Raw genomic sequence first — 23734 nt, 5'->3', positions numbered from 1 at the left:
TAATGAAAATAGACCTACGCAGTGACACTGTTACCAAGCCCACCAAAGGAATGTTGCAAGCCATTATGGAAGCCGAAGTAGGGGACGATGTCTATAAAGAAGACCCCACCGCGAACAAACTTGAAAAGTACGTGGCCGAACTTTTTGGGATGGACGAAGCACTTTTTTTCCCTACCGGAAGCATGGCCAATCAAGCCGCCATTAAACTGCATACCCAACCTGCCGAACAACTTATCTGCGATAAATGGGCGCACGTTTTTAATTACGAAGGTGGCGGCGTTTCCTTTAACAGTGGGGTGTCGTGCAAGTTGGTCGATGGCGACCGCGGGATGATTACTGCGACACAAGTAGAAGAAAATATCAACCCGCCCGATTTTTACCACAGTCCGTTGACCACCTTGGTCTGCTTAGAAAACACGACCAATAAAGGAGGAGGGGCGTGTTACGATTTTGATGAAATAAAAAAAATTCGAAACGTTTGCGATAACCACAATTTAGGGTTGCATTTAGATGGTGCCCGGTTAATGAACGCCATCGTGGCCAAAAAAGAAAACCCAAAAGACTACGGTAAAGTTTTTGATACGTTGACTATTTGTTTGAGCAAGGGGATGGGAGCGCCGTTGGGCACTGTTCTGTTAGGGAAAAAAAAAATAATGCAAAACGCCATGCGCGTTCGGAAAGTTTTGGGCGGCGGGATGCGACAAATAGGTTTTATGGCCGCAGCCGGATGGTATGCTTTTGAAAACCACATTGATCGATTGGCAGAAGACCACAAAAAAGCTTCGGAAATTGCTGAAACTTTAAAAAAACAATCCTACGTTTCAAAAGTAGAACCCACCGAAACCAATATTGTTATCTTTTATTTAAAAGAAGAATTTTCCGAAGAACGGTTTATGAGCGATTTGGAGGAGCAAGACATCATCATTAGCAATATGGGACAGGGGAAGTTAAGAGTAGTAACCCACTTGGATTATACCGATGCGATGCACGAGCGGTTTTTGGATGTATTATCTAACTATAACTAACTTAAAAAGCTCCTAAAAACGGAGCTTTTAAGTTTTTAAATAAGAGAATAGTTACTCTACTTCTTTCACTTCCGCTCCTGGAGCGTTTTTCTTTACCGACTCGATACCATTGTTCATGCCGCTTTCGGCTGCGTACATTTGGCTACTTCCAATAATCTGTCCGTTGGTACTTTTTACGTTAAAATGGAACTTCCCGTTTTTGGCGGTCTTCTTTTCGTAGCAATCGTCATTGCCGCAATTTTTTTGAACAGACTCGATTCCGTTCATCGCACTCGCTTTCGAAGCGTACATTTGGCTGGAAAGAATCACCTGTCCATTGCCTGCTTTTAAGTTAAAGTGATACTTGTCACCGCTTTGTTTCAATTCAAACATATTCTTGATTTTTAGGTTAACACTTGTTTCAACCGTTAAATATCTTAAAAAAAACCCATTTTATGAAAAAACAAGACCGCTAATGACTGTAAAGAGGCATTAATGAGTGTTACGTATTGTTGGTTTTTGTCAATAAAGGTTCTACTGCCTAATGAAGAAATCGCTGAAAAAAATGATAAAATTGACCAAACAAATTGTTAAATGATCGAACTTTTTTGCAATTGTGGCGTGGTTCTTATTACTTAATTAGTGGAAGTTTTTTTTTAAATGAAAACAGGACATTTATGAAACGATTAATGTATTTAGCCTTCCTTTTTTTTACGGTCGTGGCTTCGGCACAAATGAAAAAAAACAATTTGCTTAATTGGCACACCAATTTAGAAGAAGCACAAGCTATTTCAAAAGAAAATGACAAACCCATTTTACTATACTTTACCGGCAGCGATTGGTGCGCTCCCTGTAAAATGCTGAAAGAAGATTTTTTTGAAAGTCCAAAATTTAAAGAAAAAGCCAAGGACTTGGTTTTGGTTGTGATCGATTATCCAAGAAAGGTCGATCTGCTTTCACAAAAACAACTGGACTATAACAAAACCGTTATAGCCCAATACAACAAACAACAGACTTTCCCGAAAATTTTAATGCTCAACCCCAGAGGCAAGGAGCTGGGCAAGATTTCCGGCTACAGCCCTTCACGCGATACCAGCGAGCATTTTAAGTTTTTGGACGAGCACTTATAAGAAGTTGTTTTGCAATGGTTATTTAAACATATCCATCCCCGGGATATTGGGCATACCTTCTTTGGCGACAGCTCCAATTTCGGCCTCGTTTACTTGGGTTGCTTTTTTTATGGCTTTGTTTAAGTGCACCACCAGGTAATCTTCCAATTGCTCTTTATCTTTCAGAAGTGAGTCGTCAATTTCAATCTTTTTGATTTCCCGATTGGCGGTCAAGGTTATTTTCAGTAAATCGTCGCTGCTTTTTTCGTCGATCAAAACGGTATCCAATCGTTTTTTGGTAGCTTCTACTTTTTCTTGGGCCTCCTTCAATTTGGCCATCATATCTCCAAACATATTTTTTTGTTTTAAATTAGATACAAATTTACTAATTTGCCTACGTACCATTCAACCTTTTAAAGATGAAAAAATCCCTAATTGTTTCCGTAGTATGCCTTATTTTTGCCGTTTCCTGTAAAACAGATAAAACTTCCGAAGAAAATATGGACATCACCCCACCAAAAGCTACTAAAATCGCTAAAAACCTTGAAATGCACGGCGATGTGCGCATTGATGATTATTATTGGCTCAACGACCGTGAAAATGAAGAAGTGATTGATTATCTGGAGCGGGAAAACGCGTATTACGAGAAGATGACCGAGCATACCAAAGCGTTCCAGAAAGACCTCTTTGAAGAAATGAAAAGCCGGATAAAGGAAGATGACGCGTCGGTTCCTTATTTTTACAACGGTTATTATTACATCACGCGGTTTGAGAAAGGGAACGATTACCCCATTTATTCCCGAAAAAAAGGCTCATTAAGTGCTGAAGAGGAGGTTTTGTTCAATGTAAACGATATGGCCAAAGACCATTCGTATTATAACTTACGGGGCATTAACGTGAGCCCGGACAATAAGTGGGTGGCTTTTGGGGTGGATACCGTGAGCAGGAGGCAGTATAAACTGCATATCAAAAACCTTGAAACTGGGGAAATTTTACCTGAAACCATTGAAAACACGACTGGAAGCTCTACTTGGGCCAATGATAACAAGACTTTGTTCTATACGCGGAAAGATCCGCAAACGCTTCGGTCCAATGAAATTTTCAGGCATACAAAAGGGACTGAGCCAAGTACGGATGAATTGATCTATACCGAAGAAGATGAAACCTTCATTACTTATATCTACAAAACGAAATCGGACAAATACTTGGTAATAGGCAGCAATAGTACGTTGACGTCAGAATATCAAATTTTGGATGCCGATAACCCTAACGGAAATTTCAAAGTGTTTCAACCGCGTGAAAGGGGACTGGAGTATGGTATTTCTCACTTCGGTACCGATTTTTACGTGTTGACCAACAAAGATGGGGCAACCAACTTTAAGTTGATGAAAACACCCGAAACGAATACACTGAAAGAAAACTGGAAAGATGTGATTGAACATAGGGAAACTGTGTTGCTGGAAGATATTGATATTTTCAAGGATTATTTGGTGATCAGCGAACGCAACAACGGCCTGAACAAAATACGGATTATGCGTTGGGACCAGACCGATGACTATTACTTGCCGTTCGATAACGAAACCTATACTGCCTACACCATACAAAACCGGGAATTTGATACCGACACGCTGCGTTATGGATATAATTCGCTCATCACGCCGGCTTCGGTGATCGATTTCAACATGAAAACCCGTGAAAAGACGGTTAAGAAAGAAGTGGAAGTATTGGGCGGGAAGTTCAACAAAGACAATTACGAGTCCAAACGGGTATGGGCCACAGCCGAAGATGGCACCAAAATTCCCATTTCTATGGTATATCGCAAAGGGATTGAAAAAGATGGCAGCAATCCATTTCTGCTGTATGCGTATGGTTCGTATGGTTCCACGATCGATCCGTATTTTTCAACCGTACGGTTAAGCCTGTTGGACCGTGGGTTTATTTTTGCCATTGCACACGTTCGTGGAGGTGAATATTTAGGCCGCCAGTGGTACGAAGATGGTAAATTACTGAAAAAGAAAAACACCTTTACCGATTTCGTGGATGCTTCAAAATATGTAATTGAAGAAGGCTATACTTCCGCAGACCATTTATATGCTTCTGGCGGTTCGGCCGGTGGGCTGTTAATGGGCGCCATCGTCAATATGGCTCCAGAGCTGTACAATGGCGTGATCGCTTCGGTACCGTTTGTAGATGTGGTAACGACTATGCTAGATGATAGTATTCCGTTAACAACCGGAGAATATGACGAATGGGGAAACCCCAATGAAAAAGAATATTACGACTACATAAAATCGTATTCTCCCTACGATAACGTTACCAAACAGGACTACCCAAATTTATTGGTGACAACCGGTCTGCACGATTCGCAAGTACAGTATTGGGAACCCGCAAAATGGGTAGCCAAACTTAGGGAACTTAAAACCGACAACAACAAATTACTGTTCCACACCAATATGGATGCTGGTCATGGCGGGGCTTCCGGAAGGTTCGAAGCCTTGAAAGAAGTAGCGATGGATTATGCCTTTATACTCGATTTAGAGCAAATTAAAGCGTAATTAAAATAATTAATGTAACTTTGCCTTGTTTTTAAATGAAGGCTTTTGCTGGATTTTTACTAACAAAACCCCTCTTTATGAAAGAAGAAATTCAGGCGCATGCTAATGTGTTGCAATTAATAGGAAACACTCCGTTAATTAAACTCAATAACATTACGGCGAACATGAAAGGCAATTACTTTGCCAAAGTGGAGGCCTTTAACCCCGGTCATTCTTCAAAAGACCGTATTGCACTCTATATTATAGAACAGGCCGAAGAGAAAGGAATTTTAAAGCCAGGCAGCACTATTATTGAAACAACCAGCGGCAACACGGGATTCAGCATTGCTATGGTGAGCGTTCTTAAAGGCTATAAATGCATCTTGGCCGTGAGTTCCAAATCGTCTAAAGATAAAATCGATATGCTCCGTACCATGGGTGCCAAGGTCTATGTTTGCCCGGCGCACGTTCCGGCAGACGATCCGCGTTCCTATTACGAAGTGGCCAAAAGGCTGCACGAAGAAACCGAAGGCTCGGTTTATATTAACCAATATTTCAACCAGCTCAACATCGATGCCCATTATAAAACCACAGGTCCCGAAATTTGGAACCAGACCAAAGGACAGATTACCCATTTGGTAGCGTGCAGTGGAACTGGAGGGACTATTTCAGGTACGGCCCGTTTTCTGAAAGAACAAAACCCAAATATTAAAGTTATAGGTATCGATGCGTTTGGTTCTGTTTTGAAGAAATACCACGAAACCCGTGAATTCGATAAAAACGAAATTTATCCCTATCGCATTGAAGGGCTGGGGAAAAACTTGATCCCTGCGGCTACCGATTTTGATTCCATAGACGAATTCATTAAAGTAACTGATGACGAAAGTGCCCACACGGCACGCGAATTGGCCAAAACCGAAGGTATTTTTGCAGGTTATACAAGCGGTGCAGCTATGCAAGGCTTAAAACAATTGGAAGAAAATGGTGAATTTGATAAAGCCAGTACTATTGTCGTTATTTTTCCAGATCACGGCTCGCGCTACATGAGCAAGATATACAGTGATGAATGGATGGAACAACAAGGCTTTATGGACACTGAAGTGGAACAGACCGCTTCGGTACAGGTAGTAAAATAACTTTTTAAGAAAACCACCTTAAATACCGTATTTTTTAAATTTTTGAACAGGGTATTCCTTACTTGTCAATATCTTCAGGAAAAGAATATGGCTTTGGGAAGTAAATTCCCTATTTTTGCACCCTGCATTGAAACAAAAAAACTTGATGAAAGATTTATTCGATAAAATTTACAAGGACAAAGGTCCGTTGGGAAAATGGGCAGAGCAAGCAGAAGGCTATTTTGTGTTTCCGAAGCTTGAAGGTCCTATAGGCAACAGAATGCGTTTTAACGGCAAAGAAGTGATCACTTGGAGCGTTAATGATTATTTAGGACTTGCCAACCATCCCGAAGTACGAAAAGTAGATGCCGAAGCCGGTGCAAAATATGGATCGGCCTATCCTATGGGTGCCCGTATGATGAGCGGCCATACCGATCTGCACGAACAATTGCAAAAAGAACTGGCTGCTTTTGTAAGCAAAGAGGCGGCTTATTTATTGAATTTTGGCTACCAAGGAATGGTTTCTACCATCGATGCCTTGGTATCAAAAGACGACGTCATTGTGTATGATGTAGATGCCCACGCCTGTATTATCGACGGCGTGCGCTTGCATTTGGGTCAACGGTTTACCTATAAGCACAACGATATGGAAAGTATCGAAAAAAACCTGAAACGTGCCGAAAAGGTTGCTGAAAAAACCGGTGGCGGGATATTGCTTATTTCTGAAGGCGTTTTTGGCATGCGAGGCGAGCAAGGAAAATTAAAAGAAATCGTCGCCCTTAAAAAAACATATAACTTCCGCCTGTTTGTTGACGATGCTCACGGTTTTGGTACCTTGGGAAAAACAGGTGCCGGAGCAGGTGAGGAGCAAGGCGTGCAAGACGGTATTGATGTGTATTTTGCCACGTTTGCAAAATCCATGGCCAGCACCGGTGCTTTTATCGCTGCCGATGATGAAATTATATCGTATTTAAAATACAACCTGCGTTCCCAAATGTTTGCCAAGTCCTTGCAAATGCAATTGGTTGAAGGTGCCCTAAAACGTCTGGATATGTTGCGTACCATGCCAGAGCTTAAAGAAAAGCTGTGGGAAAACGTAAACGCTTTACAAGGTGGGTTAAAAAAGCGTGGATTCGATATTGGAACCACACAAAGTTGTGTAACGCCAGTATATTTAAAGGGAAGTATCCCTGAGGCGATGGCTTTGGTAAAAGACCTTCGTGAAAACCACGGAATATTCTGTTCCATAGTGGTTTACCCTGTAATACCTAAAGGATTGATTTTGTTGAGAATGATCCCAACCGCATCCCACACCATGGATGACATTAACGAAACATTAGATGCTTTTTCAGCTATTCGCGACCGCTTGGAAGATGGCACCTACAAACGACTTTCGGCTGCTGTGGCACAGGCGATGGGGGAGTAACTTAATTCCTGTGCAGACGGGAATCTTAAACTTTTTTAGTTGATTAAAATTATTGCTTTTTGTTAACTGTAGTTTTTTTTAACTGAAATCTGGACTATATACTTCAAATTTTAAGTTAGTGTATTTTGAAATAAATTCAGATGCTTTTTTGCTACTCAGCTCGTTTCTCAATGATATAACATGCTCTTTTTGAGTATGTTTTTCATTTAATAAATAGATGTCATAAGAAATCAATCCATATGATGCATCTGGACTGGCTATTGAGTAAACTACCTTTTGACTTTTTCGTAAATTCAAAATTGAAAAGATGTGATTGTTTGATAATTTAACTTCTCTCTTAAATATCAATTTACCTAAAAAAAATCAGCTTTGTATAATGAATCATTTTTAACAGCTAATCCATTTTTTGAAAACATCATAATTATTGAATAGGAAAGTACTAAAATAAATAACACAACTAATCCAAAGTTCAATAATTTCATAGGCATTTGGAATAGAAAAATTATTATTGCAAGTAGTGTAATTATGAAAATAGCCCAATTTACCTTTTGATAATTATCATAATTATATTCTAATAATTTTCTTTTTTGTATAATTCTCAAATTATGAATAACTAATATAAACTTGGTTGAAACTTTTCAATTATACTTAATCTTATTTATAGCTCCTTCCTAAACGTACTCCGTTCCTTGTGCTGCACGGGATCGTAATCTTTCCACAGCAATTGTACGGCGGTATTTTCTTTTAGTTCAGGGTTGGTTTCCACTTGTTCGATACCTTTGGAATTGAATAAGTGCTGCATTTCTTCAAAAATAATCGCAGTCACGCCTTTTCCTTGTAACTCGGGATCAATCCCAATTAAATAAAAAGCAGCGATGTTGTTTTTGCGTTGGGCTTGTAAAATATGGTACCATCCTGTAGGGAAGAGACGGCCGTTCGCTTTTTTTAAGGCTTTACTGAAAGACGGCATCACAATGGAAAAAGCAATGAGTTTGCCGGTTTCATCTTTGATGCATGTGATGTAATCTGGATGAATGAAGCTGAAATATTTTTCTTTGTAATAATCTATTTGATATTGCTGAATGGGTACGAACGTCTGCAAATTATTATAGGTTTTGTTCAGCAACTCAAACATTTTATCCACGTACGGCAAGATTTCCTTTTTGTTCTTAAACCGAATGACAGAAAGGTTATACCGTTGCTTTACGATTTTTGAAAACTTGGCCACCTTTTCTTTAATGGATTCTGGAATGCTCAATTTATATTCTACCCAAGTGGCCTGTTTTTCAAAGCCCAGTTGTTCAAAATGTTTGGCATAATATGGATAATGGTACCAAGTGATCATGGTGTTCAGTTCTTCAAAACCCATGGTGAGGATACCGGCTTTCTCCATATTGGAAAAACCCACTGGCCCTTCGGTATATTCCAGATTATGTTCGGCACCAATTTCATATACTTTATCTAGCAAGGCTTTGGTCACCTCAATATCGTCAATGACGTCAAACCAGCCGAAGCGGACTTTTTTCTTGCCTTGTTCCTCAACTTCCAGCTTGTTGATGATCACGGCAATCCTTCCTGCGATTTCACCATCTTTGTAAGCCAGGAAATACCAAGCATCGGCATTATTGAATACCGGGTTCTTGGCCTTGTCAAGGGTCTGCATCTCGTCCTTGATTAACGGCGGGACCCAATATTGACAATCTTTGTACAATTTGAACGGAAAGGTTACAAATTGTTTCAGTTCTTTTTTGTTGGTTACTTTTTTAACTTCAATCATGCGCTAAATTACATTTGGCTTCCATCTTCATCACTTTCCCAGCCATCTTTTCGTTTGTTTCGTTCGTTTTTTTCTTTCTTTTGTTCTTTGTAGCGTCTTCTCTTTTCTCGGCCACTTTTTCCTTTTTCTTCTATAAATTCGTCTTCCCGGTGCATATCAAACCGATAGGCAACGCCCAATCGTGCCCTCCAAAGGGAAGGAGTGTCTTTAAAGTTTATGGTACCGGAAAGGTCAATTTGTAAATCCTTGTTTATAAGCACGGCTACCCCGCCACGGAGCAATTGGTCGGCATAAAAGTCGCTTTTAATGCCTTGGTTTTCCAGAAATATGGAAAAATATCTATTGGTCGCGTGCGTTAATGTTAGTATATAGCCGTATTCTGGAGTGTCGGTCGTAACCCGATTCACGATCAGGTTGGTTACGAACACAAAACCGCCTAAAAAATTATTTTGAGTGGACACCACGAATTTGGGGCTGATGGATTTTTCAGCTTCGGGCGTAAATGGGTTGTCCTCGGTTATATCCAAGTTAACACCTGCATAAACCGAAATAGCAGGGATTAAATCGGACCATTGTATGCGGTTGTTGGCTTTCCAACTGTATAAATTGGGGCCTTTGGCTTCGCGGTTTCGGTACGGATCGTACAGCAAATATTTTGCTCCTAAGGTGTTGCTTTTAAAGTTGGCAAATTTGCGTTCAAAATTGTTGGCGCCACGGGTATCGGTTACTTTATTGGATTGGAAACTGCCCATTAAGCTCACTTCAAGTTCTTCTTTTAAAAATCCGTAGCGAACGGCATAATCCCAAGAAAAAGTGTTGGCATCGGTAAAAAGCAGGCGGTGTTCTTCGTTTCCGAGGCTTAAACCGGATTCCAGTTGAAGTACATTGGTGCCAACCGAAAAAGCCCCTTGGGAACCTCCGGGCCTGTTGGCGTTTAGCATATCGGTATATTGTGCCGAAAGGGGAGTGGTAAAAGCAAAAACGATCAGAAACAGAAAAAAAAACAGGTTGCGCATGGGGGTTTTCGTTTCATTCAAAGATATAAGAATTTATCATTTATTTAATAGATTGCCTTCGTCTTTTTATTGGGCAATGTGTATTTTTGTGGTGTATGATTACTTTTTTAAAAACGATATTAATCATCCTGTTGGTATATTTTGGGTTGAAACTTTTAATCCGATGGGCCACGCCCTTTTTAATGAAATATATAGCCAAAAAAGCAGGAGAACGATTTGAGCAAGCTTTTAACGGAACACACGGCAACACTACTTCAAAAAGAGATAAAGAAGGAAAAGTAACCATTGATAAAATGCCCCCCAAACATAAAACCCATAAAGAACCCGTGGGCGATTATGTGGATTATGAAGAGGTGGAATGATTTTTAACGATTTCACAATCTTTGAAACTTTCCATATCAGCTTCAACTAAAAAAACTGCTTTAGCAACAAAGGTCTTATCTTGATTTTTTAGTGCATTTTTCACACGTGAATTTACCTCTCCATTCCGTTACCACTTCATTTTCTATTTATAAGTAAAAATATAGCGTCGTTTGTAGCATATTTTTGTTAATTTTCACACTTCAAAAAAATGAACTGTTGCTATGAAGCACCCGCTTAAAAAATTCGTGCCGCATCTTGTTGTATTCCTTCTTTTTATCATTGCTTCGTTGGCGTATTTTAGCCCTGTGTTGCAGGGTAAGGTTATTTACCAAAGCGATATTGTTCAATACCAAGGAATGGCCAAGCAGCTTAAAGATTACCGTGCTGAAACCGGAGAGGAGACCTACTGGACCGATGCTGCTTTTGGAGGTATGCCCACATATCAACTTGGGGCGAAATACCCACATAATTACATCAAGGATTTAGACCTTGCCATCCGGTTTCTGCCCCGACCGGCAGATTATTTGTTTTTATATTTTATAGGGCTCTATATTTTATTATTGGTGTTAAAAGTTGACTATAAACTTGCTTTTCTTGGTGCGCTCGCTTTTGGTTTTTCCACGTATCTTATTATTATCCTTGGTGTAGGCCATAATGCAAAAGCCCACGCCATAGCTTATATGCCATTGGTGCTGAGTGGTATTTTTTTAGCTTTCCGCGGAAAATTTCTTTACGGTTTTTTATTGACCACCATTGCCATGGGGCTCGAACTGGTGGCCAATCACTACCAAATGACCTATTATTTACTGTTTTTGGTTGTTTGCATCGGGGTGGCTTACTTGATAGATGCGGTAAAGAAAAAAATGCTCTCCCATTACTTTAAAGCGTTGGGCGTTATGGTGGTCGCGGTGTTGATTGCCGTGGGGCTCAATGCGACCAATATTTTGGCAACCAAACAATATGCCGATACTTCAACTAGGGGAAAGAGTGAGCTGACCATTAACGCTGATGGCTCGCCCAAAGACCAAGTGGAAGGCCTCGATTTTAATTACATTACAGAATACAGCTACGGAAAACTGGAAAGCTTGAACCTGTTTATCCCAAACTTTATGGGAGGGGGCTCTGGCGATCCCCTGCCACAAGACGGTGCCACCAAAGAAGCTTTATTGAAAATGGGTGCCTCGCCCCAAGAAGCCAACCAGCTTATCAACCAATTGCCATCGTATTGGGGCGACCAGCCTATTGTAGCAGCTCCGGCCTATATTGGGGCCGTGGTTGTCTTTTTGGCGATTCTGGCTTTGTTTTTAGTGAAAGGCCGTTTAAAATGGTGGGTTACAGCTGCATTTTTATTGAGCTTATTTCTTTCGTGGGGTAAAAACTTCAGTTTGTTGACTGAATTTTTTATTGAATACGTCCCCTTGTACAGTAAATTCAGGGCGGTTTCGTCCATACAAGTGATTATAGAGTTGGTTTTACCTGTTCTCGCAATAATCGGGTTACACCAATTTTTCAGCAGATTTGAACGCGAGGAAGAAAAGAAAAAAGCGTTGCTATATAGCGCCGGAATAACGGGAGGCGTAGCACTGTTGTTTATCTTGTTTAAATCGTCGCTGTTGGATTTCTCTAACTCCTTTTACGATGCTTCCATTCGCGAAAATTTAAGCCTTCCGGTACTTGATGCCGTTCGGGAAGATCGTGCGGCGATGTTGACTTCAGATGCAATTCGTTCCTTGATATTTGTTTTATTGGCTGCGGGAACGTTGTGGGTCTTTTTAAAGGGAAAGCTGAAAGAAATAGCTGTAATCTCAGTACTTGCCATTTTAATTTTAATTGATTTAGTGGGGGTCGATAGACGGTACGTTAACAATGACGATTTTGTACAGGCGCGGGTTATGGAACGGCCATTTCAGAAAAATGGTGCAGATTTACAAATAGAGAAAGACGATGGAACATTTAGGGTGTACGATGCCACCATAAACGCGTTTAACAGTGGACGTGCCAGTTATTATCACAATGCATTGGGAGGCTATCACGCTGCCAAGCCTGGCAGAATGCAGGATTTGAATGAATTTTACATAAGCAAGGGCAATATAGGGATGCTAAATATGTTAAATGTAAAATACATCATTACCCAAGGAAAAAATGGAGGCGCAGTTGCACAACGCAATCCCTATGCCAACGGCAATGCGTGGTTTGTTGACAACGTGATTTTAGCGGATAATGCTGATGATGAATTACTGTTGTTGGATAGCCTTGACACAAAGAAGACAGCGGTAATTGCTTCAAAATTTAAAAATGAACTTCCTGTTGAAAAAATATCCCGCGACAGCACGGCCACGATCGATTTGGTGCAGCACGATCCGCAGCACATTGTGTATGAAGCGGCTACAACATCGCCACAATTGGCTGTTTTTTCTGAAGTGTATTATCCCCACGGCTGGAATGTATATATTGATGGCAAACCCGCTACGTATTATCGAGCAAACTATGTTTTACGAGCGATGACGGTGCCTGAAGGCGTTCATAAAATTGAATTCAAATTTGAACCAAAGGTTATAAAAACAGGTAGCACCATCAGTTTAGTCAGTAGTATTTTACTTTTATTGATAGTGATTGGTGGTGGTTATTTCGCTTTTAAAAGGAACACTACTGAAACCGGCAAAGTCTAAACTTTTATGAAACGAGCCTTGATCATCACCTATTATTGGCCGCCGGCGGGTGGCCCGGGCGTACAGCGCTGGCTCAACTTTGTAAAGTATTTCAAAGAATTTGAAATTGAACCCGTGGTTTATGTCCCTGAAAACCCACATTACCCTTTAATTGACCCAAGTTTTGAAGCCGATGTGCCCAATGAAATCGAAGTACTGAAACAGCCTGTAAACGAGCCTTATAAATTTGCTAAACTCTTATCGAAAAAGAAAACATCACAGATAAGCAGCGGGATCATTTCTGAAAAAAAGCAATCTGCCGTAGAAAAGTTATTGCTTTGGATACGGGGAAACTTTTTTATCCCGGATGCCAGGGTAGGATGGGTAAAGCCCTCGGTAGCTTTTCTGAAAAACTATCTTTCAGAAAACACGGTCGATGCCATTATCACGACCGGACCGCCGCATAGTTTACATTTGATAGGGCTTCAGCTGCAAAAAGACACAAAACTTCCGTGGTTGGCCGATTTTAGGGATCCTTGGACGACGATACATTATCATAAATCCCTTAGATTGACAAAAGCTTCAGAAAAAAAGCACAAAAAACTGGAAGCCGAAGTATTGCAGAGCGCCGATTTAATTACCGTAACCAGCCCAACCACCAAAAAAGAATTTCAGGAAATTACCCAAAAACCCATTGAAGTTATCACCAATGGATACGAAATAAAGAAAGAAATCACTGCTGAACTGGATGCCAAATTCAGTTTTGTTCATGTGGGTTCCTTATTGAGTGAACGAAACCCCGTGTTGCTATGGGAAGTACTTTCAGAACTGATTTCAGAACATTCAGATTTTGCAACAGATTTTCAATTAACATTAGCCGGAACAACAAGTGAAAGTGTGGTCCAGAGCATTAAACAACACGGTTTAGGTAAAAATTTGAACTTATTGGGCTATGTATCCCATTCCGAAGCCTTACAGCTGCAGCATAATGCCCAGGTTTTATTGCTCCTGGAAATTGATAGACCGGAAACCCGTGCCATCATTCCGGGAAAGCTCTTTGAATACTTGAGGGCAGAACGTCCTATTGTTGCTTTGGGCCCCAAAGGGAGTGATATCGAGCAATTGATTTCAGAAACCGAAAGTGGCTGGTTTTTTGACTGTTCAGAAAAAGACAGATTGAAAGCTGAAATTCTAAATTTATACTCACAATATAAAAATCATGCGTTGCAGGTTTCTTCTAAAAACATTTCACAATACAGCCGAAGAAATTTGACCAAGCGTATGGCTGAAGTGGTTAAGCGGATAGTGGAAAGTACGTAAGAAGTGGTTGCTGTAAAGCTTTCAAAAACCCCGAGCCAATCCTGCAAGCCCGCCTGCCGAACGGACTGGATTTCAAATACGTTGTAAATATAAAAAAAAGCTCATCGAACATAACAAGCCACCTTATACCAAAAACGAAACCCCCGTCAAGTTGTTGCTCAACGGAGGTTTCTAACTAACCAACCAAAATTTTTAAAAATCACATCTCATTTTTATTTTGCTTTATGAGATAGTTGTTTTTAACCGCGACCTCTTTGTCTGCTTCGGGTAGAAGATGAACGGCTGCTCCTGCTGTTGCCACGCGACTTTCTTGAAACTGAACTGCGTTTTGCAGTTGTGCGTTTTGGTGCTTTAGATCGGTACGACTTACTTTTTCTATGCGTTCGTTTCTGTTTTGATACTGCTTTTCTTTTACTGGAACCACTGGCGTGTTTTACGGTTCGCGTTCTCTTGTTGCTGATCTTTCGCGGCTTTTTATTTCTTGAAACACTTCGGGTCTTGCGAGTGTCGGTTCGGCTATTTTTGCCAATAGATTTAGGCCTTGAACTTCTTTTGGAAATCACATTGCGACCAGATGTTTGTTTTCTGGTGTTTTTAGTGATTGACCTACGATCGGTATTGGTTCTTTTTCTATTATTGTTAGAACTAACGTGTCGTTTCTTGCTTGAAGAACTTCTTACAGTTTTGGTGTTTCCACGTGAGTTTGTCCGTTTAGCGACCGAACTACGGTTGTTAGTACGGGTAAAATTGCTTCGGTTGTCATTGCTTTTACGCGGGTTATTCCTAGCAAAAGTATTGCGGCGGTTTGGGTTGTAATCACTGCGTTTTACCACACGGCCATCTCTATAGTGTTTTCTGCTGCCCGGACGGTAAAAGTTTCTTCTTCCGTTGTTGTAGGCCACATGCTTTCTGTTTCTGTAATAATGTCTATGCTTTACCCAGCTATAACGGTGTGGGTTGTAGTACCTTCTGTATGGATAATCATACACAATACAGTTTGAATAGTAAGGTCTAGCATAATACACGTGCCAAGGGCGATATACATAACGCGGAGTCCATAAGTTGATATATCCGGTTACGTGCGAAAAATGTCCGTAATGGTTGTAAATTACGTTCAACCCGCCAACACGTACAATGCGGCGGTCGTTATAGCGTATTTCGGTGTTACCCACTTGTGCTACACGGCCATATTCATCATAGTAAATAGGGATTTCTTCTACTTGAATTACGGCACCATAATCATCGTACTGAACGTAGGCATCATAATCGTAGCCACTGTTAAATGAAATGTTTACGTTGCTTGTGTTTATATTGACATTGACATTGCTTCGGTTGGGACCTAAATACACAAAATCGAACTGACCATCGGGAAATACCGAAAATTCCACATTCCCTTCTATAAATACATACGATTTACCGTTGTATCGGTAAGTTGAAAGTTCTTCAGGGGCAGTGCTGGTAGCAAAAGCCACAGTATTTATAAAAAGTAAACTGAATAAGAGTAAGGCTGCTTTTTTCATAATAAAGAGTTTAAATTGTACTTGCTATTTTTTGGTCAGCTCGATACGCTTAAGATATAACAAGCATCGTGCCAGTATTTGTAAGAAACTGATAATCAGTTTAAAGCAATTTATTGAATTGGCTAAATATTTAGGTTTGGGCTATTAACCCTTCCGATTCTTTGGGACTAGCTCTTTTTTATAAGGAAAGGAGAAAAAAAGTTTTTAATATAAAATAGGGACTAAAACTAAGCTGATTCATTCCGCAATGCAAAAAAAAATAGGCACCTTATTCAATAAGATGCCTAAACTTAACTAAAAACAAATCGATAAAAACTTAATGGTTTCTTATAAGATTTGTTTCAATCACCGTGCCAAAAACAAAGTTTAAATTTTATCTTTCAAATAGGTAGCTGTATAAGAGTCCTTATTCTTAACCATTTCCTCCGGCGTGCCTTGGGCTACGATTTGTCCACCCTTTTCGCCACCTTCCGGGCCGAGGTCGATAATGTGGTCGGCACATTTTACCAAATCCATATTGTGTTCTACCACAATCACGGTATGGCCTTTTTCCAATAAAGCATAAAAAGATGCCAAGAGTTTTTTAATGTCGTGGAAATGGAGTCCCGTAGTGGGTTCGTCAAAAATAAAGAGCGCTTTGTCCTTGGTGGTGCCTTTTATTAAAAAAGAAGCCAGTTTAATGCGCTGCGCCTCGCCACCGGAAAGGGTAGAGGAGCTTTGGCCCAATTGCACATAACCCAGCCCAACATCTTGGAGGGGCTTCAGTTTTTTGGTGATTTTCTTTTCTTTGTGCTTTTTAAAAAATGCAATGGCATCGTCCACCGTCATGGTAAGGACATCATCAATATTTTTATCCTGAAATGTAACTTCCAGTATTTCCTTTTTAAAGCGTTTGCCGTTACAGGTTTCACATTCCAAATGCACATCGGCCATAAATTGCATTTCGATGGTCACTTCACCATCGCCCTTACAGGTTTCGCAACGGCCGCCATCTACATTAAAACTGAAATGCTTGGCCTTGTAATTTCTGATTTTAGACAATTTTTGTGAAGCGAATAGGTTCCTGATGTCGTCATACGCCTTAATATAAGTAACTGGATTGCTTCGGCTGGAGCGGCCAATGGGGTTTTGATCAACAAATTCAATATTTTTGATGGTATTGAAGTTTCCTTTTAATTCTGAAAATTGACCTGGCTTTTCACCGTACCCGCCAATTTTCCGAAGCATGGCAGGATACAAAATCTTTTTCACTAAGGTACTTTTACCACTTCCCGAAACGCCCGTTACAGCGGTAAAAACCCCGAGAGGAAATGCAGCGTCAATATTTTTTAAGTTGTTTTGCCGGGCACCGATTACTTGTATGCTTTCTTTCCAAGAACGCCGTTTTTTGGGAACTTCAATTTCCATTTTACCATTTAAATACTGGGCTGTAAGGGAATCAGATTTCAGAATATCTTGAAAGGTGCCGGTCGATACCACTTCGCCACCATAGGTTCCTGCTTCGGGGCCAATATCGATAATCTCATCGGCAGCTTTCATAATATCTTCATCGTGCTCCACCACAATTACGGTATTACCTAAATCACGTAGGGATTTTAACACTTCTGTCAACCGCTCGGTATCTTTGGGATGCAGGCCAATACTGGGCTCATCGAGAATATACATAGAACCTACCAAGCTACTGCCCAACGAAGTGGCGAGATTAATTCGTTGCGATTCGCCTCCTGAAAGCGTATTGCTTTTTCGGTTCAGGGTTAAATAGCTTAGCCCGACATCGGTTAAAAATTTTAAGCGGTTGTTTATTTCCAGCAATAGCCTTTTTGATACGTTGGTATCGTATTCGTTTAATTTCAGTTCTTTAAAGAAGTGGGCCACTTTTTCCAGTGGAAGCTCCACCAGTTCCTGAATGGCTTTGCCACCTACCTTAACATAACCGGTCTCAGGGCGCAATCGTTTTCCGCCGCATACATTGCATTTGGTTTTGCCGCGGTATCGCGATAACATGACCCGGTTTTGAATTTTATAGCTTTTGGATTCCAAGAAGGCAAAAAAGTCGTTTAACCCTTCAAAATACTTATTTCCTTCCCACACCAATTGTTTTTGTTCTTCGGTAAGCTCGAACCACGGTTTATGAATGGGGAAATCAAATTTATAAGCATTATTCACCAATTGGTCACGGTACCAGCCCATTGCGTCACCACGCCACGGAAATATGGCGTTTTCGTAAATGGACAGCGCGGTATTGGGAATGACCAAATCTTCGTCAATGCCAATCACATCGCCATATCCTTCACAATTGAGACAAGCTCCGTATGGATTGTTGAAACTGAAGAGGTGCACGTTGGGTTCCAAGAACGTCATGCCATCGGCTTCAAAGCGGTTGTTGAATTCTTTAACTGCGTTATCGGAAAGTTTTTCGATATACAATTCGCCCTTGCCTTCGTAAAAGGCCATTTCGATGGCATCGGCCAGGCGGTTGTAAAAATCTTCATCATCTTTGGTAATGATCCTATCGACGACCAATTGCAGGTCTTTTGGGTAGTCCCCATCTTTCAATTCATCGATGCGGATGACTTTGCCCTTATACTTAACCCGGGCATACCCTTGTTGCGCCAAGGCTTGTATTTTATTTTTCATGCTGCGCCCTTCTTCTAAAAAAATAGGGGCGAGGAGAAGCATTTTTTCGCCTTTGGGAAAAGATTTTATGTAGGTAATGACATCGGTTACGGTGTCCTTTTTCACTTCATCGCCAGAAATTGGGGAAAAAGTGTGCCCAATACGGGTATATAATAATTTTAGGTAATCGTAGATTTCAGTAGAAGTGCCCACCGTAGAACGTGGGTTGGTGGAATTCACTTTCTGTTCAATGGCGATGGCCGGGGCAATCCCTTTAATGGCATCTACCTTTGGTTTGTCCAAACGGCCCAAAAACTGACGTGCGTACGAGGAGAGGCTCTCCACATATCTGCGTTGGCCTTCGGCATAGAGGGTGTCGAAAGCGAGGCTGGATTTTCCGCTGCCCGAAAGGCCCGTCACCACCACCAGCTTATTGCGGGGAATGGCAACATCGATGTTTTTTAAATTATGGAGTTTCGCTCCTTTTATGAGGATGTTTTTCTTGGTGTCTAAGGTGTCAATATTCAAAATAGCCGTCTCTTTTTCAGGTAAGAATATGCAAAGATACTACATAGAAATGGGGAATGCACACAGGCTCAAATTATAATTTTTTTAGGAAATTTTTATGTTTTATTTGCATTTCACGTTTCTTTGTTGTTATATTTACGGTTCACAACGCTAATTATAAAATTTATTGCCTATAGCATATTATTACTTTTTACCCTAAATAACATAACGGCTAAACAACCAAAACACGGATAGTTGTTAACTTAAAAGTATTGATATGAAACAAGACACCCATACGGATGCAGTATTGGTTAGTGCCTATATAAATGGCGATGAATCTGCACTCTCTCATCTAATTACCCGTCACAAACAGCGTATTTACAGTTTTATTTATTCTAAAGTTTACAATAGGGATGTTACTGAAGACATTTTTCAGGATACCTTTATAAAAGTGATCCGTTCCTTAAAACGAGGAAAGTACAACGAGGAAGGCAAATTTCTACCTTGGGTGATGCGCATTGCCCATAACTTGGTGATCGACCATTTTAGAAAAAACAACCGTATGCCTAAATTTGAGAACAAGGACGATTTCAATATTTTTTCGGTGCTTTCCGATGGATCATTAAATGCTGAAAAGCAACTCATTAAGGGACAGGTGGAAAACGATGTACGGAGATTAATTGAGGAACTGCCCGAAGACCAAAAAGAAGTACTGGTTATGCGCATTTACAAAGAAATGAGCTTTAAGGAAATAAGTAAACAGACCGATGTGAGCATCAATACCGCATTGGGCCGAATGCGCTATGCGCTCATAAATTTGCGCAAGGTAATTGACAAGCATAACATTGTATTGACCAATTGATACAATAATCTGTTTTTTTGAGCGTTATCGAAATAACAATAACCTCATAAAAACCGATATATGCAAAAAATGTACTCTAAAACCTCACACCCGGAGCAGGTGAATAATATGGCTCCAAAAGATGAAACCATAAGGTTTCTTCTGGATTACTCTAAGGCTTTAAGTGTTAAGCGTTATAATAATTTGAAGTTTGAAGCACTTCTAAACTAAACTTTGTTAAGGGCCCCGGAGCTGATGTTCCGGGGTTTTTTTATGGCCTTATTTTTTCTTGGCTTTCCGTACGGAGGGCTTTTTTTTATAATATTCGTTCAAGACTGATTTCCGGCCTATTGTTTTGGTTATGATGTCTTTTTCCAAATCCCATCCACGGGCTGGGGAATAATGACGGCCGTACCATATAATTTGCAGGTGCAGTTCGTTCCACAGGTCTTTTGGAAACAGGCGTTTGGCGTCTTTCTCGGTTTGGGTTACGTTTTTGCCTGTGCTTAAGCCCCAGCGGTACATCAAGCGGTGTATGTGCGTATCGACCGGGAACGCAGGGATGTTAAAAGCTTGCGACATAACCACACTGGCCGTTTTGTGCCCCACGGCAGGCAAGGATTCCAAAGCTTCGAAATCTGCGGGGACCTTACCGTTATACTTTTCGATCAATATTTCAGAAAGCCCATGAATGCCTTTCGATTTCATAGGGGATAACCCAACAGGTTTAATGATTTCCCGTATTTCTTCTACCGAAAGTTTCACCATATCGTAAGGATTATCGGCAACTTCAAACAGCAGCGGCGTAATTTTATTGACGCGTACGTCGGTGCTCTGGGCAGAAAGCAAGACAGCGATCAACAAGGTGTAAGGGTCTTTATGATCCAATGGAATAGGGATTTGTGGGTATAATTCCTTGAGCGTTTTGATTACAAAGTCAACCTTTTCCTGTTTCGTCATTTTTATGTAATTTTAAGCAAAAATAGCAAATGAAAACTTTACAAGAAGGGGACAAGGTCCCTAATTTTACCGTGAACGATCAAGCCGGCAACCCCGTATCGCTTACCGATTACAAAGGCCATAAGTTGATTGTTTTTTTCTATCCAAAAGCCAATACTCCAGGATGCACAAACGAAGCCTGTAACCTGCGCGATAACTACGAAGAACTAAAAAACAAAGGCTACAAATTGTTGGGCGTAAGTGCCGACAGTGAGCGCAAGCAGAAAAATTTTAAAGAAAAGTACGATTTTCCTTTTCCATTATTGGCAGACGAAAACAAGGAGGTCATCAATGCTTTTGGCGTTTGGGGCCCCAAGAAATTTATGGGCAGGGAATACGATGGCATCCACAGAATGACGTTTATCGTCGATGAAGAAGGGAAAGTAGAGCGGGTGATATCAAAAGTAAAGACCAAGGACCACGCTGCACAAATTTTGGAATAATTTTTAGCTTATTGATTAATAAAGGGGGTGTCTGAAAAATAATTTTAGCTGTTCACCGAAAGCAGGCTCGACGGGATAAACCAATTTATTTTTTAGGCACGTCTTTTACTTTTCGCTTAGCAGTTAGTTACTTGGCTACTTTTGGTTTTTCAGTGTAGCCAAAAAGTTTTTTTTCACGGATAATTTCAGAAACTCCGGGCGGTAGCATTTCTTCCCAGCTTTCTTCCCCGCTTTCTATCATTTCCAACACTTCGCGAGAGAAAATATTTAAAATATCGGGGTTGAAATCTTTAATATCGACCACTTTTCCGTTGTACTTAAAGAACTTGTACAGCTCTTTCATCCGCGGGTGCACTTTTAGGTTTTCGCTAGTGGTATATTCGTTGGTTTCAGGGTCGCACATAGGGTAGAGGTACACTTTTAGATCTTTAAAAAACAACTTGCCAAAAGCTTCCAGAATACCGCCGCTTAAATGGCGGTAGTATTTTTCATCAAAAATATCGACCAAATTGTTAACGCCCATGGCCAAGCCCAAACGGTTTTTGGTAAAGCGTGAAAAATACTCTACTAATTTGTAATATTCCTGAAAATTGGAAATCATAACCGTATGCCCAAGCGAGCATAGTAGTTTTGCCCGGTCCATAAAGTCTTCTTCGTCAATTTCGCCTTCAGCACGTAGGTTGGAAAGGGTGATTTCAAAAATAACTTCGGTGCGTTCTTTTTCTACCTTTTTTTCCTGTAGGAACATTTCGTATGAGTTTTCATACATATCGATGTTCACCTTGGTGACTGGCCTGAAACTACCGCGTAGGGCCAAAATATTTTTTTTGTAGAGTATTTTGGCAGGAAGGATGTTGTTCCCGTCGGGACCAAACATGATGGCTTCGGTCATGCCGTTTTTAATAAGCTGTAAGCTCATTAACCGGTTATCCACTTCTTCAAATTTAGGCCCTGAAAAGTTAATGGTGTCAATTTCAATTTTGTCTTTATCAATGTGATCGTACAAATACCGCAGGAGCTTTTTAGGCTGATCGTATTTGTAATAGGCCCCATAAATTAAATTTACACCAAGGATGCCGAGCGTAATTTGTTGCAACAAGGCTTCGTTTTCATGGAAACGGACGTGCAGCATAATTTCGTTGTAATCTTCCTTCGGATCTACTTGATATTTAATGCCTACCCAGCCGTGACCTTTGTATTTTTTAGCAAAATCGATGGTTGCCACGGTATTGGCATAAGCGAAAAACATTTTATTAGGATGTTTTTTACGGGCAATGCGTTCCTCGATAAGATCGATTTCGTGCGTGAGCATTTTCCTAAGGCGCGATTCGGTAACGTACCGGCCATCTTTCTCTTCCCCGTAAATGGCATCGCTAAAGTCTTTGTCATACGCGGACATGGTCTTGGCAATGGTTCCAGACGCACCACCAGCCCTAAAAAAATTACGTACCGTTTCTTGGCCAGCACCTATTTCGGCGAACGTTCCATAAATGTTTTCGTTCAAATTTATGCGAAGCGACTTGCTTCGAATAGAAGGGATGTTCTCAAACTCTTTGTCCCCTAAAATAGTTTCTGGCATAATGAACCGGTATTAACAGTAGTCTAACAAAGGTAAGAAATACCGTAGCTATTCAAAAAAAATACTGTTATTTTTGTGCCAATGAAGCATCGACTTACCGTAACATTTTTGGGCACCGGAACATCACAGGGCGTGCCCGTAATTGGCAGTGATCACCCCGTTTGCAAAAGCAACGACCCTAAGGATAAACGCCTTCGGGTTTCGGTGTTATTGCAATGGAACAACTATAACTATGTAATCGATTGCGGCCCCGATTTTCGCTACCAAATGCTACGGGAAGGTGTAACACACTTAAACGGAATACTGTTAACCCACGAACACAGTGACCACACCGCTGGAATAGACGATATCCGCCCGTTTTATTTTAAGCAGGGCAACATTCCTTTCTATGCCCACAAGCGGGTTTTCGATTCGTTGCACGACCGTTTTGCTTATATTTTTGAGATAGAAGGCAAATATCCTGGCGCCCCTACTTTAGATGAAATTGAAATAGACAAAAAGGCCCGGTTTATGATAAGCGAAAAAATAGTGACCCCCATTGAAGCCATGCACAACAAAATACCCGTACTGGGCTTTCGAATTGATGATTTCACTTATTTGACCGATGTTAAAACCATTGCCGAGGAAGAAGCAGAAAAGATAAAAGGCACCAAAGTACTGGTGGTAAACGCCCTTCGTGAAAAAGAGCACCATTCACATTTCAACCTGGCCGAAGCGCTTGCATTTGTTGAAAAAATAAACCCCGAACGTGCGTATTTTACCCATATTAGCCATTTAATGGGTTTTCACGAAGAAGTGTCAAAACATTTGCCCGACCAAGTTTTTTTGGCCTATGATGGATTGAAAATAGAACTTTAAGAAACCAATAAATAACCCAAAAGATTTCCGCTGAAGCTTATCCTGAACTTTTACACAAA

At 40.7% G+C, this 23734-nt stretch carries 19 protein-coding genes; 11 read left to right on the top strand and 8 right to left on the bottom strand.

The window, feature by feature from the left end; translation table 11 throughout:
• The first annotated feature begins 2 nt into the window (after positions 1–2).
• The gene (locus DDV96_RS11975; protein ID WP_116695003.1) at positions 3–1025 is read left to right on the top strand and encodes a threonine aldolase family protein; all 1023 of its coding nucleotides are present in this window, start codon (positions 3–5) and stop codon (positions 1023–1025) included.
• Between the two features lie 51 nt (positions 1026–1076).
• On the opposite strand, the gene DDV96_RS11970 is transcribed toward DDV96_RS11975, so the two are convergent.
• Complete coding sequence (locus DDV96_RS11970) at positions 1077–1397, bottom strand: YegP family protein (protein WP_116695002.1); 321 nt, start codon at positions 1395–1397, stop codon at positions 1077–1079.
• Between the two features lie 284 nt (positions 1398–1681).
• Here DDV96_RS11970 and DDV96_RS11965 point away from each other — a divergent pair, with 284 nt between their 5' ends.
• Entirely contained in the window at positions 1682–2134 is a 453-nt protein-coding gene (locus DDV96_RS11965) for a thioredoxin family protein (RefSeq protein WP_116695001.1), read from the top strand.
• 18 nt (positions 2135–2152) lie between these two features.
• Here the strand turns inward: DDV96_RS11965 and DDV96_RS11960 are convergent, their stop codons facing one another.
• A complete protein-coding gene (locus tag DDV96_RS11960) occupies positions 2153–2467 on the bottom strand; it encodes a YbaB/EbfC family nucleoid-associated protein (protein WP_116695101.1) in 315 nt (104 codons plus the stop codon).
• Positions 2468–2532: 65 nt separating this feature from the next.
• Here DDV96_RS11960 and DDV96_RS11955 point away from each other — a divergent pair, with 65 nt between their 5' ends.
• The 3 genes from DDV96_RS11955 to DDV96_RS11945 all read left to right on the top strand — a co-directional run bounded on the left by DDV96_RS11955 (position 2533) and on the right by DDV96_RS11945 (position 7188).
• Positions 2533–4668 (top strand): S9 family peptidase, encoded by a 2136-nt coding sequence (locus DDV96_RS11955; protein ID WP_116695000.1) that lies wholly within the window; start codon positions 2533–2535, stop codon positions 4666–4668.
• 77 nt (positions 4669–4745) lie between these two features.
• Complete coding sequence (locus DDV96_RS11950) at positions 4746–5783, top strand: PLP-dependent cysteine synthase family protein (RefSeq protein WP_116695100.1); 1038 nt, start codon at positions 4746–4748, stop codon at positions 5781–5783.
• A gap of 145 nt (positions 5784–5928) precedes the next feature.
• A complete protein-coding gene (locus DDV96_RS11945; RefSeq protein ID WP_116694999.1) occupies positions 5929–7188 on the top strand; it encodes an aminotransferase class I/II-fold pyridoxal phosphate-dependent enzyme in 1260 nt (419 codons plus the stop codon).
• Between the two features lie 658 nt (positions 7189–7846).
• On the opposite strand, the gene DDV96_RS11935 is transcribed toward DDV96_RS11945, so the two are convergent.
• Together DDV96_RS11935 and DDV96_RS11930 are read right to left on the bottom strand one after the other, a co-directional pair.
• Positions 7847–8965 carry a GTP cyclohydrolase gene (locus tag DDV96_RS11935; protein ID WP_116694997.1) on the bottom strand — a complete coding sequence of 373 codons (1119 nt, stop codon included), beginning with the start codon at positions 8963–8965 and terminating at the stop codon, positions 7847–7849.
• An 8-nt stretch (positions 8966–8973) separates the two neighbouring features.
• Entirely contained in the window at positions 8974–9981 is a 1008-nt protein-coding gene (locus DDV96_RS11930) for a transporter (RefSeq protein ID WP_116694996.1), read from the bottom strand.
• Between the two features lie 95 nt (positions 9982–10076).
• Between DDV96_RS11930 and DDV96_RS11925 the strand changes: the two genes are divergently transcribed.
• From DDV96_RS11925 to DDV96_RS11915, 3 genes are all read left to right on the top strand, one after another.
• Complete coding sequence (locus DDV96_RS11925; protein WP_240607716.1) at positions 10077–10343, top strand: DUF4834 family protein; 267 nt, start codon at positions 10077–10079, stop codon at positions 10341–10343.
• 222 nt (positions 10344–10565) lie between these two features.
• Positions 10566–13013 carry a YfhO family protein gene (locus tag DDV96_RS11920; RefSeq protein ID WP_116694995.1) on the top strand — a complete coding sequence of 816 codons (2448 nt, stop codon included), beginning with the start codon at positions 10566–10568 and terminating at the stop codon, positions 13011–13013.
• A gap of 6 nt (positions 13014–13019) precedes the next feature.
• Positions 13020–14312 carry a glycosyltransferase family 4 protein gene (locus DDV96_RS11915; RefSeq protein ID WP_116694994.1) on the top strand — a complete coding sequence of 431 codons (1293 nt, stop codon included), beginning with the start codon at positions 13020–13022 and terminating at the stop codon, positions 14310–14312.
• A gap of 239 nt (positions 14313–14551) precedes the next feature.
• On the opposite strand, the gene DDV96_RS11910 is transcribed toward DDV96_RS11915, so the two are convergent.
• Positions 14552–15832, bottom strand: a complete 1281-nt coding sequence (locus tag DDV96_RS11910; protein ID WP_116694993.1) for a splicing factor U2AF large subunit — start codon at positions 15830–15832, stop codon at positions 14552–14554.
• A 366-nt stretch (positions 15833–16198) separates the two neighbouring features.
• Positions 16199–18976: an excinuclease ABC subunit UvrA gene (gene uvrA, locus DDV96_RS11905; protein WP_116694992.1), complete on the bottom strand. Its 2778-nt coding sequence runs from the start codon at positions 18974–18976 to the stop codon at positions 16199–16201.
• Positions 18977–19232: 256 nt separating this feature from the next.
• On the opposite strand from uvrA, the gene DDV96_RS11900 reads away from it, so the two are divergent.
• A complete protein-coding gene (locus tag DDV96_RS11900; RefSeq protein ID WP_116694991.1) occupies positions 19233–19817 on the top strand; it encodes an RNA polymerase sigma factor in 585 nt (194 codons plus the stop codon).
• 258 nt (positions 19818–20075) lie between these two features.
• On the opposite strand, the gene DDV96_RS11895 is transcribed toward DDV96_RS11900, so the two are convergent.
• Entirely contained in the window at positions 20076–20756 is a 681-nt protein-coding gene (locus tag DDV96_RS11895) for an endonuclease III domain-containing protein (RefSeq protein WP_116694990.1), read from the bottom strand.
• A 29-nt stretch (positions 20757–20785) separates the two neighbouring features.
• Between DDV96_RS11895 and bcp the strand changes: the two genes are divergently transcribed.
• The gene (bcp, locus tag DDV96_RS11890; RefSeq protein WP_116694989.1) at positions 20786–21238 is read left to right on the top strand and encodes a thioredoxin-dependent thiol peroxidase; all 453 of its coding nucleotides are present in this window, start codon (positions 20786–20788) and stop codon (positions 21236–21238) included.
• Between the two features lie 127 nt (positions 21239–21365).
• On the opposite strand, the gene DDV96_RS11885 is transcribed toward bcp, so the two are convergent.
• On the bottom strand, positions 21366–22817 hold the full coding sequence (locus tag DDV96_RS11885; protein ID WP_116694988.1) for a TonB-dependent receptor: 1452 nt from the start codon (positions 22815–22817) through the stop codon (positions 21366–21368).
• Between the two features lie 81 nt (positions 22818–22898).
• On the opposite strand from DDV96_RS11885, the gene DDV96_RS11880 reads away from it, so the two are divergent.
• On the top strand, positions 22899–23675 hold the full coding sequence (locus tag DDV96_RS11880; protein ID WP_116694987.1) for an MBL fold metallo-hydrolase: 777 nt from the start codon (positions 22899–22901) through the stop codon (positions 23673–23675).
• The last annotated feature ends 59 nt before the right edge of the window (positions 23676–23734 follow it).

It is taken from the genome of Marixanthomonas spongiae (assembly GCF_003095375.1).
Lineage (GTDB): Bacteria > Bacteroidota > Bacteroidia > Flavobacteriales > Flavobacteriaceae > Marixanthomonas > Marixanthomonas spongiae.
Note: the sequence above shows the minus strand (reverse complement) of the source record. Positions and strands in the feature narration are given on the sequence as shown.

Bases quoted from the DNA above. Each gene is read 5' to 3' on its own strand.
- DDV96_RS11975 (WP_116695003.1), top strand. From the start codon at position 3: ATGAAAATAGACCTACGCAGTGACACTGTTACCAAGCCCACCAAAGGA.
- DDV96_RS11970 (WP_116695002.1), bottom strand. From the start codon at position 1,397: ATGTTTGAATTGAAACAAAGCGGTGACAAGTATCACTTTAACTTAAAA.
- DDV96_RS11965 (WP_116695001.1), top strand. From the start codon at position 1,682: ATGAAACGATTAATGTATTTAGCCTTCCTTTTTTTTACGGTCGTGGCT.
- DDV96_RS11960 (WP_116695101.1), bottom strand. From the start codon at position 2,467: ATGTTTGGAGATATGATGGCCAAATTGAAGGAGGCCCAAGAAAAAGTA.
- DDV96_RS11955 (WP_116695000.1), top strand. From the start codon at position 2,533: ATGAAAAAATCCCTAATTGTTTCCGTAGTATGCCTTATTTTTGCCGTT.
- DDV96_RS11950 (WP_116695100.1), top strand. From the start codon at position 4,746: ATGAAAGAAGAAATTCAGGCGCATGCTAATGTGTTGCAATTAATAGGA.
- DDV96_RS11945 (WP_116694999.1), top strand. From the start codon at position 5,929: ATGAAAGATTTATTCGATAAAATTTACAAGGACAAAGGTCCGTTGGGA.
- DDV96_RS11935 (WP_116694997.1), bottom strand. From the start codon at position 8,965: ATGATTGAAGTTAAAAAAGTAACCAACAAAAAAGAACTGAAACAATTT.
- DDV96_RS11930 (WP_116694996.1), bottom strand. From the start codon at position 9,981: ATGCGCAACCTGTTTTTTTTTCTGTTTCTGATCGTTTTTGCTTTTACC.
- DDV96_RS11925 (WP_240607716.1), top strand. From the start codon at position 10,077: ATGATTACTTTTTTAAAAACGATATTAATCATCCTGTTGGTATATTTT.
- DDV96_RS11920 (WP_116694995.1), top strand. From the start codon at position 10,566: ATGAAGCACCCGCTTAAAAAATTCGTGCCGCATCTTGTTGTATTCCTT.
- DDV96_RS11915 (WP_116694994.1), top strand. From the start codon at position 13,020: ATGAAACGAGCCTTGATCATCACCTATTATTGGCCGCCGGCGGGTGGC.
- DDV96_RS11910 (WP_116694993.1), bottom strand. From the start codon at position 15,832: ATGAAAAAAGCAGCCTTACTCTTATTCAGTTTACTTTTTATAAATACT.
- DDV96_RS11900 (WP_116694991.1), top strand. From the start codon at position 19,233: ATGAAACAAGACACCCATACGGATGCAGTATTGGTTAGTGCCTATATA.
- DDV96_RS11895 (WP_116694990.1), bottom strand. From the start codon at position 20,756: ATGACGAAACAGGAAAAGGTTGACTTTGTAATCAAAACGCTCAAGGAA.
- bcp (WP_116694989.1), top strand. From the start codon at position 20,786: ATGAAAACTTTACAAGAAGGGGACAAGGTCCCTAATTTTACCGTGAAC.
- DDV96_RS11885 (WP_116694988.1), bottom strand. From the start codon at position 22,817: ATGCCAGAAACTATTTTAGGGGACAAAGAGTTTGAGAACATCCCTTCT.
- DDV96_RS11880 (WP_116694987.1), top strand. From the start codon at position 22,899: ATGAAGCATCGACTTACCGTAACATTTTTGGGCACCGGAACATCACAG.